The following is a 15,760-nucleotide window of genomic DNA, read 5'->3' as shown; positions in this document are numbered from 1 at the left end:
ACCCCAACAGGAGATCGAGATGAACACAGTCACAGGTATCTACAGCGCACCGCGCCAGCACTGGGTCGGCGACGGTTTTCCCGTGCGCTCGATGTTTTCGTATAACGGCCATGGCAAGCAGCTGAGCCCATTCCTGCTGCTCGACTACGCCGGCCCCGCCGAATTCGCGCCCGGCACGCGTCCGCCCGGCGTCGGTTCGCACCCGCACCGCGGCTTCGAGACGGTGACCATCGTCTACAAGGGCGAAGTGGCGCACCGCGATTCGACGGGCCAGGGCGGCGTGATCGGCCCCGGCGACGTGCAGTGGATGACGGCCGGCGCCGGCATCCTGCATGAAGAGTTCCACTCGCCTGCCTTCACGCAGTCGGGCGGCATGCTGGAAATGGTGCAGCTGTGGGTGAACCTGCCGGCAAAGAACAAGATGACGGCGCCCGGCTACCAGGCCATCACCAGCAATGCGATTCCCACCGTGGCGCTGCCGGACGACGCAGGCTCCGTGCGCGTGATCGCCGGCGACTTCGGCGGCCAGCATGGCCCGGCCCGCACGTTTTCGCCGATGCAGGTGTGGGATGTGCGCCTGGCCCAGGGCAAGCTGACGGAATTGCCCGTCACGCCAGGCTGGAGCACGGCGCTGATCGTCCTGCACGGCACGGTGCTGGTCAATGGCGAGAGCGTGGTGCGCGAAGCGCAGATGGCGCTGTTCGGGCGCGACGGCGACAGCATCAGCATCGAGGCGAACAGCGACGCCGTGGTGCTGCTGCTGAGCGGCGAGCCGATCGACGAGCCCATCGTCGGCCACGGTCCCTTCGTCATGAACACCGAAGCGGAAATCGCGCAGGCGTTCGAGGATTTCAACAGCGGCCGCTTCGCCCGCATCGCGACGTAGTTTGTGTCATTAATTTGTGCAGTACCCGTGCCGCATCCCGCGGCACGGCTTTTGAGGAGACCACCATGAGCACCCCCGCCAACTTCCAAGGTTTGCCACCGATGATCGATCCCGACGACGCCGTCATGCTGCTGATCGACCACCAGAGCGGCTTGTTCCAGCTGGTGCGCGACATCGAGCAGCACGTGCTGCGCGGCCACGTCACGGCGCTGGCCAAGCTGTCGCGTCTGGCCAACATGCCGACGTTTACCACCGCTTCCGTGCCCGACGGCCCGAACGGCCCCTTGATCCCGGAGATCCACCATTTCAACCCGGACGCCGTCTACATCCCGCGCACGGGCCAGATCAATGCCTGGGACAATCCGGCCTGGGTCGAGGCCATCGAAAAGACGGGCCGCAAGACCCTGCTGATCGCCGGCACGCTCACCAGCGTGTGCATGGCCTTCCCCACCATCAGCGCGCTGGCGGCCGGCTACAAGGTGTTTGCCATCATCGACGCCTCCGGCAACTGGTCGAAGATGGCCACCGACATCACCATGGCGCGCGTCACGCAGGCCGGCGCCGTGCCGATCGACACGTATGCCGTGCTGGCTGAAGTGATGAGCACCTGGAACCGCGCCGATGCGATGGACTTTGCCGCCATCATGACGGACCACATCGTGCCGCCGTACCGCGCCCTGATCGAAAGCTACGACAAGGCGCAGGGCGTGCAAAAGAATGGCCGCGAGACGAAACTGGAAATCCTGGAAGCGGCCAGCAAGGGCTGATCGCCTTACGGCGCGTCGTAGCGGGCGCGTATCGCCGCCAGCACGCCGCGCTGCTCCAGGCGCGTGATGGCGGCGTTCAGGCGCGCCAGGTCGGCCGTGCTGGTGCTGTGCGCATTGAGCATCAGGTGCACGGGCGCGCGCAGGGCGAGGAAGGGCAGGGCGGTCAGGGCGACGCCCTGCAGGCGCGCTTCGTGGCGCACGGCCAGCACGTCGCCCAGCAGCAGGTCGGCGCGGCCGGCGTCGAGCATGCGCAACCCCTGCTGGAAGCTGCCGAAGGTATTCAGGCGGCCGTCTTTTTCCATTGCCGGACGGGCCGCCGCATAGTCTGCCCCATACCAGCCCACCTTGGGCGCCAGCAGGGTGGCCTTGCCGCGCGCCAGCTGGCCGAAGCTGGCGACATGGCGCTGCGCGGCGGGCGTGCCGGCCTTGCCGAAGACGCCGACGGCTTCATCGCGGTACGAGATGGAGAAGCGCGCATAGGACTGGCGTTCCGGCGTTTCGGACGCGGCCAGCATCAGGTCCAGTCCCCCTTTCTGGAACAGCAGCTGGCGCCGCGCCGTGGGCAGTTCCGGCACGGTCAGCAAGGTGCAGCGCGCCTCCTTGAAGATGGCGCGCAGCAATTCCAGGTCCAGCCCCGTATAGCTGCCCTGGGCGTCGCGATACAGGTACGGCGGCCATTGTTCGAGCGCCATCGTCATGCGGCAGGCCAGGGCGGGCAGGACGCTGCCGAGCAGCGTTGCCGCAAGCAGCACGTGGCGCAAGCGCATGGAACATCTCCGCAGTGGTTCAAGGGTCGTGCTTGCCAATTTGCCAGAATGGCCACGAAAGTCAAGCAGTGCATGGCTGGTTGCGGATACCAAATGGGCTATAGTGGCGGCCTGCCTCCATTCAAAGGAAATCCGCTTGACTCCCCCGCTCGAGATCGCCGCCAATGTCTTGATGACTGCCTCCATCATCCTGGCCGGACGCAACAATATTCATTCCTGGTGGATCGGCATCGTCGGCTGCGTGCTGTTCGCCGTGCTGTTTTTCCAGGTCAACCTGTACGCCGACGTGATGCTGCAACTGTTTTTCATCGTCACCTGCGTCATCGGCTGGCTGCAATGGCGGCGCGGCGCGGGCGGCAAGCCGTTGCCGATCACGCGCACGGGCTGGCGCAGCCTGGCCTGGGTAGTGCCGGCCGGCATCGCCTCCGTGGTGATCTACGGCATGCTGCTGCACCGCTTCACGAATGCCTACGCGCCCTTCATCGATTCGGCGGTGTTGGTATTTAGCATCATCGCGCAATTTCTGCTGATGAGCCGGCGCATCGAGACCTGGGCTTTCTGGCTGCTGGTCAACACCGTGGCCGTGCCCCTCTACTACAGCCGCGGCCTGCACCTGACGGCCGTGCTGTATGCGGCCTACTGGGTCAATGCCGTCATTTCCTGGTACTGGTGGAGCGTGCAGGCGCGCCGCGCGGCGGCCGCGCCGCAGGCGATGGCCGACGCCTGATATTGCCAAAGACCAAGTCCTTAGATTCAAATCGTATATACAATCAATTTTTAATTCGTTCACGCCATAAAGACGCCGGGATATAGTGGCCTTTCCCCGCTTACCGGTGTCTTTTATGTTGCGCTTTAGTCTTTCTCCCTGTTTTTATGCCGTCCGGCAGCAGCTGACCATGCAATGCATGGCGCAGTGGATGCCGGTGCGTGCCCGCCCACGCATCCCGTAATTCCTTCGTCCCCCCGTCGTCGTTTTGCCCGCAGGCCCATCCGGTCCGCGTGCCCCTGCTCGGCCTTTTTTATCGGAAAAAGGCTGCAATCCCAATAAGAGGAAACCATGTTCAAACCACTCGCCATCAGTCTTGCCATCGCCGCCGCCTTTCCCGCCCTCGTTCACGCCGAAGAGGAACTGCTGCGCGTCAACGTCACCGGATCGAATATCCGCGTCAGCGAAAAGGAGGGCGCCAGCGCCGTGCAAGTCATCACGGCCAAGGAATTGAAAGCCGGCGGCAAGACCAGCGTCTCGGACGTGCTGCGCGCCATCTCCGCCAACAGCGGCAACAGCTACAACGAACAATACACGGGCAGTTTCTCGGCCGGTACCTCGGGCCTGTCGCTGCGCGGCATCGGCCAGAAAAATACCTTGATCCTGGTCAATGGCAAGCGCGTGGCCAGCTATGCGACGGCGCAAAACCTGCAGGAAACCTTTGTCGACCTGAACAGCCTGCCGATGGCGGCCGTGCAGCGCATCGAGGTGCTCAAGGATGGCGCTTCGTCCGTCTACGGTTCCGACGCCGTGGCCGGCGTGGTCAACATCATCCTGTACAAGGAATTCACGGGCACGGACATCACGGCGCAGTGGGGCGGCTCGACCGAAGGCACGGGCCAGCATGAAAAGAGCGCGGCGCTGCAGACGGGTTTCGGCAAGCTCGAGGAGGACGGCTACAGCCTGGTCTTCTCGGTCGACGCGCAGCAGCGCGACAAGCTGCAGCAAAGCGACGTGGCGTGGATGCGCGATGCGGACTTCCGCAACCAGCAGCGGGGCAGCCTGGGCTGGGCCATCACCAACTATGCGGGCACGGACCCGACAAAGACCCTGGGCGGCGTGCGCGGACCATTGCAGCTGGTCAATTATGGCGACATCACGCCCGGCAAGACGGGACAAGTACTGGCGTACAACCCGTCGCCATATAAAACCCTGATTCCCGGCATTCAGCGCGTGCACACGGCCGCGCGCGCCACTTTCAAATTGAATGCGGACACGGAAGCGTATGTCGACCTGCTGCACAGTTACTCGCGCGCCGACCAGACCTTCAGCGCACCGCTTACCGTCAACAATGCCACGCGCGTGTGGAACAACGCCACCCAGGCGCTCGACACGATTCCCGTCGTGCTGCCCGTCGGCCATCCGAACAATCCGGGTACGACGCCGCTGCCGTTCACGGCCACCCTGTTCGACCTGGGGCCGCGCCTGAAGCAGGACAAGGTGACGTTCTACCGCGCGCTGGCGGGCGTCAAGGGCACACTGGCGGGCTGGGACTGGGATGCGGCCGTGGGCCACTCGAGCAGCAAGCTGGAAGAAACCGTGCAGAATTTCGTCAACCGCTACGCATTCCAGCAGGTGCTGGCCGATGGCAGCTACAACTTCTTTGACCAGTCGCAAAACAGCGAAGCGGTGCGCAGCCGCCTGCGCCTGTCGACCCTGCGCCCGGCCGAGTCGACCCTCGACACTGTCGATTTCTCGGCCGCGAAAGACTTGTGGCAGCTGCCGGCCGGCCCGCTGGGCTTTGCCGCCGGCGCGCAATGGCGCCGCGAAAAGATGGATTCGCAAACCTCGACGGCCGTCTTGTCGGGCACCGAGCTGCGCCCGGCGATCAACATCATCAACGGCTCGCGCAGCGTGTCGGCCCTGTTTGCCGAATTTAACGTCCCGGTGGTGAAAGACCTGTCCGTCAACCTGGCGGGCCGCGCCGACCATTACAGCGATTTCGGCAATGCGTTTTCGCCGAAAGCCAGCGCGCGCTACCAGGCGGCGCCGTGGCTGCTGGTGCGCGGCACCGTGTCGCGCGGCTTCCGCGCGCCGTCGCTGCCGGAAATCACGCAAAGCACGGCCGTCAGCTATGTCAGCGTGCTCGATCCGAAGGACCCTGTCACGCCCACACAGACGCGCGGCGTGACGGCCATTACCATCGCCAACACCGCCTTGCGTCCGGAGCGCTCGAATAACCTGAACCTGGGCGTGGTGGTCTCGCCCACCAGCAGTTCGAGCATCGGCCTCGATTACTACCGCATCAAGCAAGATGGCGTGATCGGCACGGAAAGCGCCACCACCACGCTCGCCAACGAAGCATCGGCGCCGCAGAAGATCACGCGCGATGCCGATGGCCGCATCACGACCCTGTACCGCCAGTACCGCAACCAGGGACAGCGCGAAGTGTCCGGCATCGACCTGGACCTGCGCCAGCGCTTCGTTGACAAGGACTGGGGCAAGCTGACCCTGGCCGGCCAGCTGAGCCGCGTGCTGCGCTTTGCCGAACCGCTGTCGGACGGCGCGCCGCTCACCGATGGCGCCGGCACCAATTATTTCGGCTCCATCCCGAAATGGCGCGGCGTCACCTCGGCCACGTGGGAGCAGGGCAAGTGGTCGTCGACCCTGACGTGGAATTACGTGGGCAGCTATGCGCAAAATACGCATCTCGATGAATCGGTGGCCGCCTTCAGCACGTTCGACGTGACCACCAGCTGGCAAGTCACGCCGGCGGCGAACGTCACCTTCATCGTGCAGAACCTGGCCAACAAGCGCGCGCCGTGGGATTACTCGGCCTCGGGCTTCGACTATACGCAAGCCGATCCGCGCGGACGCTTCGCCTCGCTCAAGCTCAACTACAAGTTCTAACCGCCCGCCGCCTGCCGCTGCCCCGTCTGCTCATGCAGGCGCTGGCGGTAGGCGCTGGGCGTGACGCCCATGCGTTCGCGGAAGGCCGTGGCGAAGTTGCCCGCGTTGTGGAAGCCGATCAGCAGGGCGACATCCTGCACGTCGATGTCCGTTTGCTGCAGCAGTTCCACGCCGCGGGCGATTCGCGCTTCGCGGATGAAGGCGAAGACCGTCATGCCCGTCTGCTCGCGGAACATCAGGGTCAGTTTTTCTCGGTAGGTGCCCACGCTGCGGGCGATTTCGGACAGGTTGGGCAGGCTGCCCAGGTTGTCGAGGATGAGTTGTTTGACGGCATTGACGAATACCAGGTCCGGATGTTGCTGCCGTTCGCCGATCGGGGTCGCCGCCGGTAAGGTACTGTTGCTTTTACGCATCAATCCCAGGTGGATATGGATGCGCGCGGCCAGTTCTTCCGGCTGGAACGGCTTCGAAATGTAATCGACGCCGCCCACCTGCAAGCCCATGACGCGCTCCTTGGCGGCGTCGGCGCCGCTGAGGAAGATCACGGGAATCTGTTCCGTCTCGGGATTGGCCTTGAGCAAACGGCAGGCCGTGTAGCCATCCATTTCGGGCATGCGCACGTCGAGCAGGATCAGGTCGGGATGCGTGGCCAAGGCCAGCTGGTAGCCCTGATAGCCATTGAAGGCGATGCTGAAGCGGTAGGGCTGCTCGCTGAGCAGCTCCATCAGCATGCGCTGCTCGAACGCGGAATCGTCCACGATCAAGATGTTTTTTTTGATGATTTCGCTGGTCAATGGCATGGCATGGATGACTTAACCAAATAGCAAGTTGTGGCTTATTATGCCCGGCTTTTTCTTTTTTTTCTGCTTTTCGCGTATTTCAAAAGATGTTTCTCCGCGAGAAGAAGCGCGGATTTCATAGATCGCCAATAATTCGCTCATGCATTGATTTTAAGCAATGTCGATTGCCAAAAAATCTGTTTTGCCAATGCCGCAAAAAAATGCCGGAGTCCCCGGGTTCCTGACTCTCTCGGCACACGTATTTTGTCGTCCTGGTTTGCGTGCCCAAGAAAACGCCGGCAATACCGTGACTATCCTCGACGCCCCTCATATTGGCGGGCTCATTAATGATGTTCCGTCATCAGGAGGTATCATGTTGCGAGTTATTTTTCCCCGTTTGATCGCTGTCGCCAGTGTCGCCATGGCCAGTACGGCATTCCTCCCTGGCCAGGCCGATGCCGCCGTGTACCTGAACGGCAGCAACACCGCGACCTTTGACGTCACCCTGAAAATCATCGCCAATTGCACCATCGCGGCGGCCAATCTCGACTTTGGCCAAAGTCAGGGTGTATTGGCTACTGCCGTGAACGTCAATACGACCGTGAATGTCACCTGCACCAACACCACGCTGTATAACGTGGGCTTGACGGCCGGCTCGGGTACCGGCTCGACCGGCACCACGCGCTATATGAGCGGCACGGGCGGCAACCTGGGGACGGTGCAATTCAATCTGTACCAGACGGCCGGCAGCACCTTGTGGGGCGATACCCAGGGCACGAATACGGTCGGCGGCACCGGCAACGGCTCATCGCAGCCGATCACGGTGTACGGCAATATTCCGCCGCAGGCGACGCCGGCGCCCGATACCTACAAGTCGACCATCACGGCCACCGTGTACTTTTAAGCCAGGCGCTGCGTGAAGGCCCGTGCTGCCTCCCTGATGAAAAGCGTGCTGGCGCTGCTGGCTTGCTGTGCCGCAGGCGCGAACGGCGCCAATCTGCAGATTTCGCCCGTGACGCTCAATTTGCGCGCCGCACAGAATGCTGCGGGCATCAACCTGCAAAACCTCGGCGACCAGCCCATTTACGGGCAGGTGCGGGTGTTCGCCTGGGAGCAGCGCGATGGCGAGGAAACCTTGGCGCCTACGCAGGAATTGGTGGCCAGTCCGCCGATCGTCGAAATTGCCGCCAACAGCCGGCAGACCATCCGCCTTGTGCGCGCCCAGGCCGGCCCCGTGGCGCAGGAAAAGACGTATCGCGTGCTCATCGATGAAGTCAGCCGCGAGGATGAGGCGGGCCGCAGCGGCGTCGATATCCGCCTGCGCTACTCGGTGCCCGTGTTCGTGCTGCCGGCCGGTGCGCCGGGCAAGGAAATACTCGACTGGCAAGTCTTTCGCGAGCGGGGCGAGTGGATGTTGCGTGTCAAGAACAGCGGCAATGTCCATGCGCAGATCGGGGAGATGACGTTGACGAACCAGGCGGGCAAGGAGTTTGTCATCAGCAAGGGGCTGTTTGGCTATGTCCTGGCGGCACGCATGCGCGTCTGGCGCCTGCCCGTCGCCAGGGAGGCCGAACTGGACGGACCGTTGAGTATTGCGGTCAATGTGAACGCGAAGGCGCTCGTTGCCACGAATTCGACACCTTGAAACGGGCCGTCATGGCAGGCGGGCTTGCCGCGCGTCGTGGGCATGGGCGCAAACGGGTTAAACCATGAGACGCGCACGGGCATCCTTGCTGCTGCTGTTGCTGGCCATGGCACCGGTGGCCAGGGCCGATGGAGCGGCCGCCGGGACGGGCGCCGATCCGGGACCGGCCAGCTTGCCCAGCGATCCGATGGCGCCGAATGAACTGTATCTGGAGGTAACCGTGAATGCTGAATCAACCGGGCTGATCTTGCGCTTTACCCAGGTGGGCAAAGGCTTGCGCAGCAGTGTGGCGAACTTGCAGCAGCTGGGGCTGGACCCCGCGCACCTGGGCGCACCCGGTCAGGCCGAGGTGGCGCTCGACGCGATTCCCGGACTCAGCTATGACTATGATGCGGCGCGCCAGAGCGTGTCGCTGCAGGTGGCGGACGACTTGCGCGCGCCATACCGCATCAGCGCGCGTACGGCGCCGCAGACGCCGCCGTCGCGCGTCACGCCCGGCGCCGTCCTCAATTACGAAGCCTATGCGGAACTGGGCAGCACGCGGCGCGCCGCCATCTTCAACGACTTGCGCTATTTCAATGACAGCGGCGTATTCAGCAATACCGGTACCGTGAACCTGGGGGCGGACCAGCGCAAGTACATGCGCTTCGACACCTTCTGGAGCCATGCCGACCCCGACACCTTGCAAACGTGGCAAGTGGGCGACCTGATTTCCTCGTCGCTCAGCTGGAGCCGCGCCGTGCGCGTGGGCGGCGTGCAGTGGCGCAAGAATTTCCAGCTGCGCCCCGACTTGCTGACGTTTCCCGTCGCCTCCGTCGATGGCACGGCGCTCGTGCCATCGTCGCTGAGCCTGTATGTGAATGGCGTGCAGCAATATGCTGCCAGCGTGCCCAGCGGCCCGTTTGTGCTGAACCAGGTGGCCGGCATCAATGGCGCGGGGCAAGCCACTCTCATCATGCGCGATGCCCTGGGGCGCAGCGTGACGACCGTGCTGCCCCTGTATGTCGATACGCGCATGCTGGCCAGCGGCTTGAGCGATTATTCCGTCGAGGCGGGCGCCGTGCGGCGCGACTATGGCCGCCGCCTGTTCGGCTACGAGCGGCAACTCGTTGCCAGCGCTTCCGGCCGCCATGGCGTCAGCGACAGCTTCACCATCGAAGGCCATGCGGAACTGGCTGCCGGCCTGTACCAGGCGGGCGCGGGCGCGCTGGTGCGGCTGGGCCAGGCGGGCGTGCTCAGCGGCTCGCTGTCGGCCAGCGCCGGCCGCAGCCGCGGTGCGCAGCTGGGCGCCGGGTATCAATATGTGGGGCCGCGCTTCAGCGTCGATGTGCAAAGCGTGCGCGCCAGCGCCGGGTTTGGCGACCTGGCCTCGCGCGATGGCAGCCCTGTCGTGCGCGCGGCGGACCGCGTCACCGTGAGCCTGCCTTTGCCGGCGGGAAGCAGCATCAGCAGCAGTTATATCGGCTACCGTACCCCGGGCGCACCGCCATCGAAGCTGGCCACCTTGGGCTATTCGGCGACCTTGTTTCACGGCCTGTTCCTGAACGCCAGCCTGTTCCAGGATTTGCGGCAACGCGAGAAGCGGGGCTTTTATGTCGGCCTGAGCATGGCCTTCGACAACAATCTGGCCGTCAGCACGAGCGGCAGCCGGCAAAACGGCGAGAGCGGCCGCAGCGTCAGCGCGCAGCGCGCGGCGGACTTTGGCGGCGGTGTCGGCTGGAACTTGCAGGCTGGCACAGTGGGCCGCAATGCCTACCGGCAGGCGCAAGTGGAATACCTTGGCAATGACGGCCGCGTGAATGCGCGCACGCAAAGCAGCGGCATGGGCAATGCCTCCTCGCTGGGCGCGGCCGGCGCGCTGGTGCTGATGGATGGGCATATCGAGGCGGCGCGCCAGGTGGGCAACGGTTTTGCGCTGGTCTCCACTGGCGGCGTGGGCAATATTCCTGTGCTGCATGAAAACCGCCAGATCGGCGTGACGGGCGGGAGCGGCTATCTGCTGGTGCCGAATTTGAATCCCTATGGCAATAACCAGATCAGCATCGCCACGGACGACCTCGACGTCGATGCGCGCGTGCCCGTGACCAATATCAATGTCGTGCCGCAACACCTAGCCGGCGTGCTGGCGGCCTTTCCCGTCGAACGCTACAGCGCCGCCACCGTCATCGTGCAAGGCGCCGATGGCAAGCCGCTGGCCACGGGCTTGCCCGTGCTGCATCTGCAAAGCGGCAAGCAGACGGTGGTGGGATTTGACGGCATGGTGTTCGTCGACGAGCTGCGCGAGCAGAATCAGCTGCAAGTCGGCGAGGGCGACAGTACGTGCACCGTGCGCTTTGCCTATGTGCGTCCGGCAACTGGCGGCTTGCCCGTGATCGGCCCGCTGCGCTGCGCTACCGGAGGAGGCCGCTGATGCGCCGCCTGCTGCCATGGCTGACCTTGCTGCTGGGCTGCGCCTGGGGCAGCGTGGCGCAGGCGGCCGATACCTGCACGGTCAGCATGACGAATATCGATTTCGGCAACGTCAGCCCGATTGCCGGCAGCGATTACGTGGCGCAGGCCACGGGCACCTTCAGTTGCCTGTTTTCATCGCTGAACCTGGGACAGCTGCTCACGCCCAACGCGCAAGTGTGCATCTCGCTGGGGCTGGGCACGAATTCCACCTCGGCCCTGCCGCGCAAGCTGGGCAATGGCAGCAACCGCATGGAGTACAACGTGTACGTGGACAATTCGTATGCCACGGCGAAGATCTGGGGCGGCGCCGGCGTGGCGGGCGCGCCGTCGACCTTCGGCATGATCCTGTCGGCCGGCTTGCTGGCCCCGCCCGGCACGTATTCCACCACCTTTACCGTGTACGCCAAGATCCCCGCCGGCACGGCCCTGGCGGCCGTACCGACGGTCGCCAACGCCAATACCGTGTACACGTCGAGCTTTGCCGGCGTGGGCACGTACACCTACACGACCTATGGCCTCGTCAACCTGCAGGGGTGCACGGCCAGCAGCGGCAGCTTCGGTTTCACGGTGAATGCCACGGCCGTCAACGACTGCACCATCACGGCCAGCCCGATGGCGTTCGCGAATGCGTCCATCCTGACGGGCAATTTGCGCAGCACCAGCACCTTGTCCGTGCGCTGCGTGAATAACAATGCGTACCAGATTGCCCTCAACGGCGGCAGCGTGGCGGCCAATGTGGCGAACCGGCAAATGAAAAACATTGTAACGACGGACAAGGTCAGCTACCTGCTGTCCGCCACGCTCGATGGCCCGCTGTGGGGCGATGGCACGGCTGGTACGAGCATGGTGACGGGCACGGGCACGGGCGCCAGCGTGCCGCTGACGATCTACGGCCGCGTGCCGGCGCAGGTGTCGCCGCGTCCCGGCGACTACAAGGACACGGTGACGGCAACGATTTATTTTTAGAACGTGACGGTGACGAGGCCGGCGCCCGATGGCGTTGTCTGCTGGAGCAGCAGATAGGGCGTGTTGTGCTGGCAGCGCACCTGGGGGCCGCTGCGCTGCGAGACGACGGTGCACGCTTCGTGGACGACGAAGGTGGCCTGGAATGTGGCGGAAGAGACGGTACCGGCGGTGGTGGTCTGGCAAAGGGACATGGCGAGCAGGGCAGGCAGTACGGCAAGCTTCAAAGGAGTCCTCTCGGCGTATCGGGTGAAAAGCGGGCGGAAAGCAACATTCTCTGACGCCGTTTCGCACATCGGGACTGGAGAAGCTGAACTGGGCATGATTGTACTAGAGCAAGAAAAGTGTGAGTTTTTGCGTATTTTTAATCCCTCGCCGGGGCGGGGGGAGGCTTGCAAGGTGATAGTAACTAAGTTTCCGTGCTGCAACTGAAATACTTTTCGATTGTTGTTTTAAATCAATGTGAGGAGATGGCCATGAAACATACCAACTTTAATAATTTGCCTTGCCCGATTGCTCGCAGCCTGGGCAAGGTGGGCGAATGGTGGAGCATCCTCATCCTGCGCGAAGCGTTTTATGGCAAGACGCGTTTCGACGAATTTGAAAAAAGCCTCAAGATCGCCCCCACCATCCTGACGCGCCGCCTCGCCGACCTGGTGGAAGGGGGCTTGATGACGCGCCGCCTGTATTGCGCCAAGCCGCCCCGCTACGACTATGTGCTGACCAAGTCCGGGCGCGCCTTCAAGCCCGTCCTGCTGGCGTTTATCGCCTGGGGCAATGAAAACTTCGCGCCCGAAGGCGCCAGCCTCGTCATCGCCAGCCGCGACACGGGCCTGGCCGCCGATCCGGTGCTGGTCGACGCCACGACGGGCTTGCCCATCAATGACGAGTATTACGCGTTCGCGCCCGGGCCGGCCGCCAGCGACAGCATGCGCAGCATCATCCTCGATGCGGAAAAAAGCAGCGGCATCGCGCCCAAGCCCAAGGCAGCGCCCGCCAACCGGGGCTGGGTGGCGGAAGGGCACCTGGCCTGAAGACGCGCTGGCAGGCGAGCAGCAAGTTTGGCGCAAAGCAAAGCAGGCACGGCGGTATGGCCTTACTGTCACACTACAGCAAGATTTTTTGCGTGATACCAGTGCGGCGCACGCCCGGTTGTGCGGGGCAGGACGCCATCCGTGACCCCATGTCCGTTGAAGGAGTACTGCCATGAGCACCTTGCCACAACACGTACGCCGCGCCGCCACCGTGCTGGCGCTGGCCGCCCTGCTGGGCGCCTGTTCCCATGGCCCGCATCACCCGGGTGGCCATGACGTCACCCTGACGGGCGCGCAGGAAGTACCGGCCAATACCAGCACGGCCAGCGGCAGCAGCACTATCCGCGTCGGCCACGACCGCAGCGTCAGCGGCGTCGTGCGCTACACGGGCATGGTGGCCACCGTCGCGCATATCCATGAAGCGCCCCCTGGCGCCAACGGCCCCGTCATCGTGCCCCTGATGCAGACCAGCGCCGGCATGTTTGCCGTGCCGGACGGCACCATGCTCACGCCGCCCCAGTATGCGAGCTACCAGGCCGGCAACCTGTACGTGAACGTGCACAGCGCCGCCTACCCGGCCGGCGAGATCCGCGCCCAGCTCAAGCCCTAGCCGGTCGCCGGCGTTTTCTCCGAAACCTCCTTGGGCCGCGCGAGCGGCCTTTTTTTGCGCCAGGCGGCCAGCCAGTGCAGCGCGCTACAATGGCGCTTCATGCTGACCATCCTCGCCATCACCTTTCCCTTCTTCGCCCTGGTGCTGTGCGGCTACCTGGCCGTGCGGCGCACGCTGCTGCCGCTGGCCGCCATCGGCGGCTTGAACAGTTTTGTCCTGTACTTCGCGCTGCCGTGCATGCTGTACCGCTTCGGCGCCGCCACGCCCATCGCGCAGCTGCTCGACGCCAGCGTGTTCGGCGTCTATCTGCTGTGCGCGCTGATCATGGTGGGCGTCACCACCGCCATGACCCTGAGTCACCGCATCGACTGGAACAATGCCGCCTTCGGCGCGCTGGTGGCGGCCTTCCCGAACACGGGCTTCATGGGCGTGCCGCTGCTATTGACCCTGCTCGGCCCCCGTTCCTCGGGGCCCGTCATCGTCACCATCATCGTCGACATGCTCATTACCAGTTCGCTGTGCATCGCCCTGTCGCGCATCGGCAGCGGCGGCGCGCACGGCAGCCGCGCCGCCGTCGTCAACGCCATGAAGGGCATGGCGGGCAACCCGATGCCGTGGGCGATCATGCTCGGTGCCCTGTCGTCGTGGCTGGAGCTGGCCTTGCCCAAGCCCTTGATGCAGACGGTGGGCCTGCTGGCCGACGCCGCCTCTCCCGTGGCCCTGTTTACCATCGGCGCCGTGCTGGCCCGCTCGCAGATGAGCACGAGCGACCCGGCGCCGCTGGGAGCGTATGTGCCTGTGGCGCTGAAAAAACTGCTGCTGCATCCGCTGCTGGTGTGGGGCATCGGCCACGCGGCCATCGCGCTCGGCGCGCCGCTCGATCCGTTCGCGCTGACGTGCATGGTGCTGGTGGCGTGCCTGCCCAGCGCCAGCAATGTGTCGCTGCTGTCGGAACGTTTTGGGGCAAACACGGCGCGCATCGCCCGCATCATCCTCGTGTCGACGGCGCTGTCGTTTTGACGTTTTCGGCGGCCGTCAGCTGGCTGGCGTGACGTTGGCGGCGATCAGCGCGCCCAGCGCCTGCGCCGCGCCAGGTTGATGGTCGAGCGCCAGGCCATGCGCCATGCTGGCCTGGTCCTGTATGCTGCGGTTCTGCCCCAGCTTCCATTTGCCCGTGATGCGCGTGAGGGGAATTTCGATGCCGACAATGGCTTTCAGCATTGTGTCGATATAGCCGGCCGGCGCATCGCCCACCTTCCACGGCGCGGCTTGATCCGCCTCGTGGCGCGCCGTCAGCCGCTCCACCAATCCCAGCAGCCATGCCGCATCGTCGACGGCGCGCAGGGGGCCGTGCGCGTGCACCACCGCGTAGTTGAAGGTGGGGACTTCCTTGCCGCTGCGCTGCTTTTCCGCATACCAGGCGGGCGTGATGTAGGCGTGCGGCCCCTGGAAGATCACCATGCAGTCATCGTTTCCGCCGGCGGCGCGCCACACGGGATTGGCGCGCGCCACGTGGGCGCGCAGGATGCCGAACGGGGCCTCGGGCGTGGGCGCGGCGATCTCGAACGGCAGGTGGTCGGCGCACAGGCCATCGGCGCCGTGGCGCACGAGCGCGCCCAGCGGGTGCGCGTCGATCAGGCGATGCAGCACGTCGAGGCGCTCTTCGCGGAAGGTGGCTGGCGTGTACATCTAGGCGACTCCTTCCACGACCACGTCGGCCGTCAGCGAATTGGCGATGTAGCAGCGCTCGTGCGCGTCGTGGTGCAGGGCGGCCAGCGCCTCGGGCGAGGGCGGCGTTCCCGCGAAGGCGATGCGCGGACGCAGCACGATGCGCGTCATGGCCAGGCGTCCTTGTGCATTCTTGCCCAGCTCGCCGACGGCATCGTCGCGGTAGTCGTCGATGACGACGCCGCGCTGGGCTGCCAGCGACAGGAAGAACAGCATGTGGCAGCTCGACGTGGCGGCCACCAGCGCCTCTTCCGGGTCGATATTTGCCGCAACGGACATGGGCAGCGGCACGGACAGGGGCGACGACGAGGCGGGTACCGTCAGGCCGCCGTCGAACTGCCATTCATGGCCGCGGCTGTAGCGCTGGCCGGCGAAATCCTGGCCGTCGCGCTGCCAGGCCACGGTGGCGAAAAACTGATGCATGGATGCTCCGCAAGAGTAGAAGGGAATGCGCCATCTTAGCGCCAGTCTTGGCTATTTAAAATAGCCAATAAGTGCTATCTTGAAGCTACCA

16 protein-coding genes and 1 pseudogene are annotated in these 15,760 nt (G+C 64.5%); 11 read left to right on the top strand and 6 right to left on the bottom strand.

What is annotated here, in order from left to right; all coding sequences use genetic code 11:
• Positions 1-19 precede the first annotated feature (19 nt).
• Positions 20-886 (top strand): pirin family protein, encoded by an 867-nt coding sequence (locus ACQ4WQ_RS13060; protein ID WP_436497624.1) that lies wholly within the window; start codon positions 20-22, stop codon positions 884-886.
• Between the two features lie 65 nt (positions 887-951).
• Positions 952-1,653 (top strand): isochorismatase family protein, encoded by a 702-nt coding sequence (locus ACQ4WQ_RS13055; protein ID WP_217494254.1) that lies wholly within the window; start codon positions 952-954, stop codon positions 1,651-1,653.
• Between the two features lie 5 nt (positions 1,654-1,658).
• On the opposite strand, the gene ACQ4WQ_RS13050 is transcribed toward ACQ4WQ_RS13055, so the two are convergent.
• On the bottom strand, positions 1,659-2,420 hold the full coding sequence (locus ACQ4WQ_RS13050) for a substrate-binding periplasmic protein (protein ID WP_326457448.1): 762 nt from the start codon (positions 2,418-2,420) through the stop codon (positions 1,659-1,661).
• Positions 2,421-2,556: 136 nt separating this feature from the next.
• Here ACQ4WQ_RS13050 and pnuC point away from each other — a divergent pair, with 136 nt between their 5' ends.
• Complete coding sequence (pnuC, locus tag ACQ4WQ_RS13045; protein ID WP_436497621.1) at positions 2,557-3,147, top strand: nicotinamide riboside transporter PnuC; 591 nt, start codon at positions 2,557-2,559, stop codon at positions 3,145-3,147.
• A gap of 330 nt (positions 3,148-3,477) precedes the next feature.
• A complete protein-coding gene (locus ACQ4WQ_RS13040; RefSeq protein ID WP_436497619.1) occupies positions 3,478-6,036 on the top strand; it encodes a TonB-dependent receptor in 2,559 nt (852 codons plus the stop codon).
• On the opposite strand, the gene ACQ4WQ_RS13035 is transcribed toward ACQ4WQ_RS13040, so the two are convergent.
• Together ACQ4WQ_RS13035 and ACQ4WQ_RS13030 are read right to left on the bottom strand one after the other, a co-directional pair.
• Positions 6,033-6,836: a response regulator transcription factor gene (locus ACQ4WQ_RS13035; protein WP_326457451.1), complete on the bottom strand. Its 804-nt coding sequence runs from the start codon at positions 6,834-6,836 to the stop codon at positions 6,033-6,035. The genes ACQ4WQ_RS13040 and ACQ4WQ_RS13035 overlap by 4 nt on opposite strands.
• Positions 6,837-6,848: 12 nt before the next feature.
• The gene (locus tag ACQ4WQ_RS13030; protein ID WP_436497617.1) at positions 6,849-6,977 is read right to left on the bottom strand and encodes a hypothetical protein; all 129 of its coding nucleotides are present in this window, start codon (positions 6,975-6,977) and stop codon (positions 6,849-6,851) included.
• A 259-nt stretch (positions 6,978-7,236) separates the two neighbouring features.
• Here ACQ4WQ_RS13030 and ACQ4WQ_RS13025 point away from each other — a divergent pair, with 259 nt between their 5' ends.
• From ACQ4WQ_RS13025 to ACQ4WQ_RS13010, 4 genes are all read left to right on the top strand, one after another.
• Entirely contained in the window at positions 7,237-7,719 is a 483-nt protein-coding gene (locus ACQ4WQ_RS13025) for a Csu type fimbrial protein (protein WP_422653725.1), read from the top strand.
• A gap of 12 nt (positions 7,720-7,731) precedes the next feature.
• Positions 7,732-8,460 (top strand): fimbrial biogenesis chaperone, encoded by a 729-nt coding sequence (locus tag ACQ4WQ_RS13020; protein ID WP_436497615.1) that lies wholly within the window; start codon positions 7,732-7,734, stop codon positions 8,458-8,460.
• A gap of 64 nt (positions 8,461-8,524) precedes the next feature.
• Positions 8,525-10,870, top strand: coding sequence for a fimbria/pilus outer membrane usher protein (locus ACQ4WQ_RS13015; protein WP_436497613.1), 2,346 nt, complete (start codon positions 8,525-8,527; stop codon positions 10,868-10,870).
• Entirely contained in the window at positions 10,870-11,877 is a 1,008-nt protein-coding gene (locus ACQ4WQ_RS13010) for a Csu type fimbrial protein (RefSeq protein ID WP_436497611.1), read from the top strand. Before ACQ4WQ_RS13015 ends, ACQ4WQ_RS13010 begins: the two co-directional genes overlap by 1 nt.
• Here the strand turns inward: ACQ4WQ_RS13010 and ACQ4WQ_RS13005 are convergent.
• Positions 11,874-12,101, bottom strand: coding sequence for a hypothetical protein (locus ACQ4WQ_RS13005; RefSeq protein WP_436497609.1), 228 nt, complete (start codon positions 12,099-12,101; stop codon positions 11,874-11,876). The two genes, ACQ4WQ_RS13010 and ACQ4WQ_RS13005, sit on opposite strands and share 4 nt — an antisense overlap.
• A 249-nt stretch (positions 12,102-12,350) precedes the next feature.
• Here ACQ4WQ_RS13005 and ACQ4WQ_RS13000 point away from each other — a divergent pair, with 249 nt between their 5' ends.
• From ACQ4WQ_RS13000 to ACQ4WQ_RS12990, 3 genes and pseudogenes are all read left to right on the top strand, one after another.
• The gene (locus ACQ4WQ_RS13000; protein WP_326457457.1) at positions 12,351-12,908 is read left to right on the top strand and encodes a winged helix-turn-helix transcriptional regulator; all 558 of its coding nucleotides are present in this window, start codon (positions 12,351-12,353) and stop codon (positions 12,906-12,908) included.
• A 172-nt stretch (positions 12,909-13,080) separates the two neighbouring features.
• The gene (locus ACQ4WQ_RS12995) at positions 13,081-13,518 is read left to right on the top strand and encodes a CHRD domain-containing protein (RefSeq protein ID WP_326457458.1); all 438 of its coding nucleotides are present in this window, start codon (positions 13,081-13,083) and stop codon (positions 13,516-13,518) included.
• A 99-nt stretch (positions 13,519-13,617) separates the two neighbouring features.
• Positions 13,618-14,570 (top strand): annotated as a pseudogene (locus ACQ4WQ_RS12990) (AEC family transporter).
• Here ACQ4WQ_RS12990 and ACQ4WQ_RS12985 read toward each other — a convergent pair.
• Both ACQ4WQ_RS12985 and ACQ4WQ_RS12980 read right to left on the bottom strand, forming a co-directional pair.
• On the bottom strand, positions 14,554-15,207 hold the full coding sequence (locus tag ACQ4WQ_RS12985; protein WP_436497606.1) for an FMN-binding negative transcriptional regulator: 654 nt from the start codon (positions 15,205-15,207) through the stop codon (positions 14,554-14,556). The pseudogene ACQ4WQ_RS12990 and the gene ACQ4WQ_RS12985 overlap by 17 nt on opposite strands.
• Entirely contained in the window at positions 15,208-15,669 is a 462-nt protein-coding gene (locus ACQ4WQ_RS12980) for an OsmC family protein (protein WP_436497604.1), read from the bottom strand. It abuts the gene before it with no gap.
• Positions 15,670-15,760 lie beyond the last annotated feature (91 nt).

Source organism: Janthinobacterium goodfellowi (assembly GCF_051380695.1).
Taxonomy (GTDB): Bacteria; Pseudomonadota; Gammaproteobacteria; order Burkholderiales; family Burkholderiaceae_D; genus Janthinobacterium.
The sequence above is the reverse complement of the archived record's forward strand: the minus strand, read 5'-3'. Positions and strand labels throughout refer to the sequence as shown.

What these genes read in the sequence shown, in the direction of transcription:
- ACQ4WQ_RS13060 (WP_436497624.1), top strand. Translation starts at nt 20, where the DNA reads ATGAACACAGTCACAGGTATCTACAGCGCACCGCGCCAGCACTGGGTC.
- ACQ4WQ_RS13055 (WP_217494254.1), top strand. Translation starts at nt 952, where the DNA reads ATGAGCACCCCCGCCAACTTCCAAGGTTTGCCACCGATGATCGATCCC.
- ACQ4WQ_RS13050 (WP_326457448.1), bottom strand. Translation starts at nt 2,420, where the DNA reads ATGCGCTTGCGCCACGTGCTGCTTGCGGCAACGCTGCTCGGCAGCGTC.
- ACQ4WQ_RS13040 (WP_436497619.1), top strand. Translation starts at nt 3,478, where the DNA reads ATGTTCAAACCACTCGCCATCAGTCTTGCCATCGCCGCCGCCTTTCCC.
- ACQ4WQ_RS13035 (WP_326457451.1), bottom strand. Translation starts at nt 6,836, where the DNA reads ATGCCATTGACCAGCGAAATCATCAAAAAAAACATCTTGATCGTGGAC.
- ACQ4WQ_RS13030 (WP_436497617.1), bottom strand. Translation starts at nt 6,977, where the DNA reads ATGAGCGAATTATTGGCGATCTATGAAATCCGCGCTTCTTCTCGCGGA.
- ACQ4WQ_RS13025 (WP_422653725.1), top strand. Translation starts at nt 7,237, where the DNA reads ATGGCCAGTACGGCATTCCTCCCTGGCCAGGCCGATGCCGCCGTGTAC.
- ACQ4WQ_RS13015 (WP_436497613.1), top strand. Translation starts at nt 8,525, where the DNA reads ATGAGACGCGCACGGGCATCCTTGCTGCTGCTGTTGCTGGCCATGGCA.
- ACQ4WQ_RS13010 (WP_436497611.1), top strand. Translation starts at nt 10,870, where the DNA reads ATGCGCCGCCTGCTGCCATGGCTGACCTTGCTGCTGGGCTGCGCCTGG.
- ACQ4WQ_RS13000 (WP_326457457.1), top strand. Translation starts at nt 12,351, where the DNA reads ATGAAACATACCAACTTTAATAATTTGCCTTGCCCGATTGCTCGCAGC.
- ACQ4WQ_RS12995 (WP_326457458.1), top strand. Translation starts at nt 13,081, where the DNA reads ATGAGCACCTTGCCACAACACGTACGCCGCGCCGCCACCGTGCTGGCG.
- ACQ4WQ_RS12985 (WP_436497606.1), bottom strand. Translation starts at nt 15,207, where the DNA reads ATGTACACGCCAGCCACCTTCCGCGAAGAGCGCCTCGACGTGCTGCAT.
- ACQ4WQ_RS12980 (WP_436497604.1), bottom strand. Translation starts at nt 15,669, where the DNA reads ATGCATCAGTTTTTCGCCACCGTGGCCTGGCAGCGCGACGGCCAGGAT.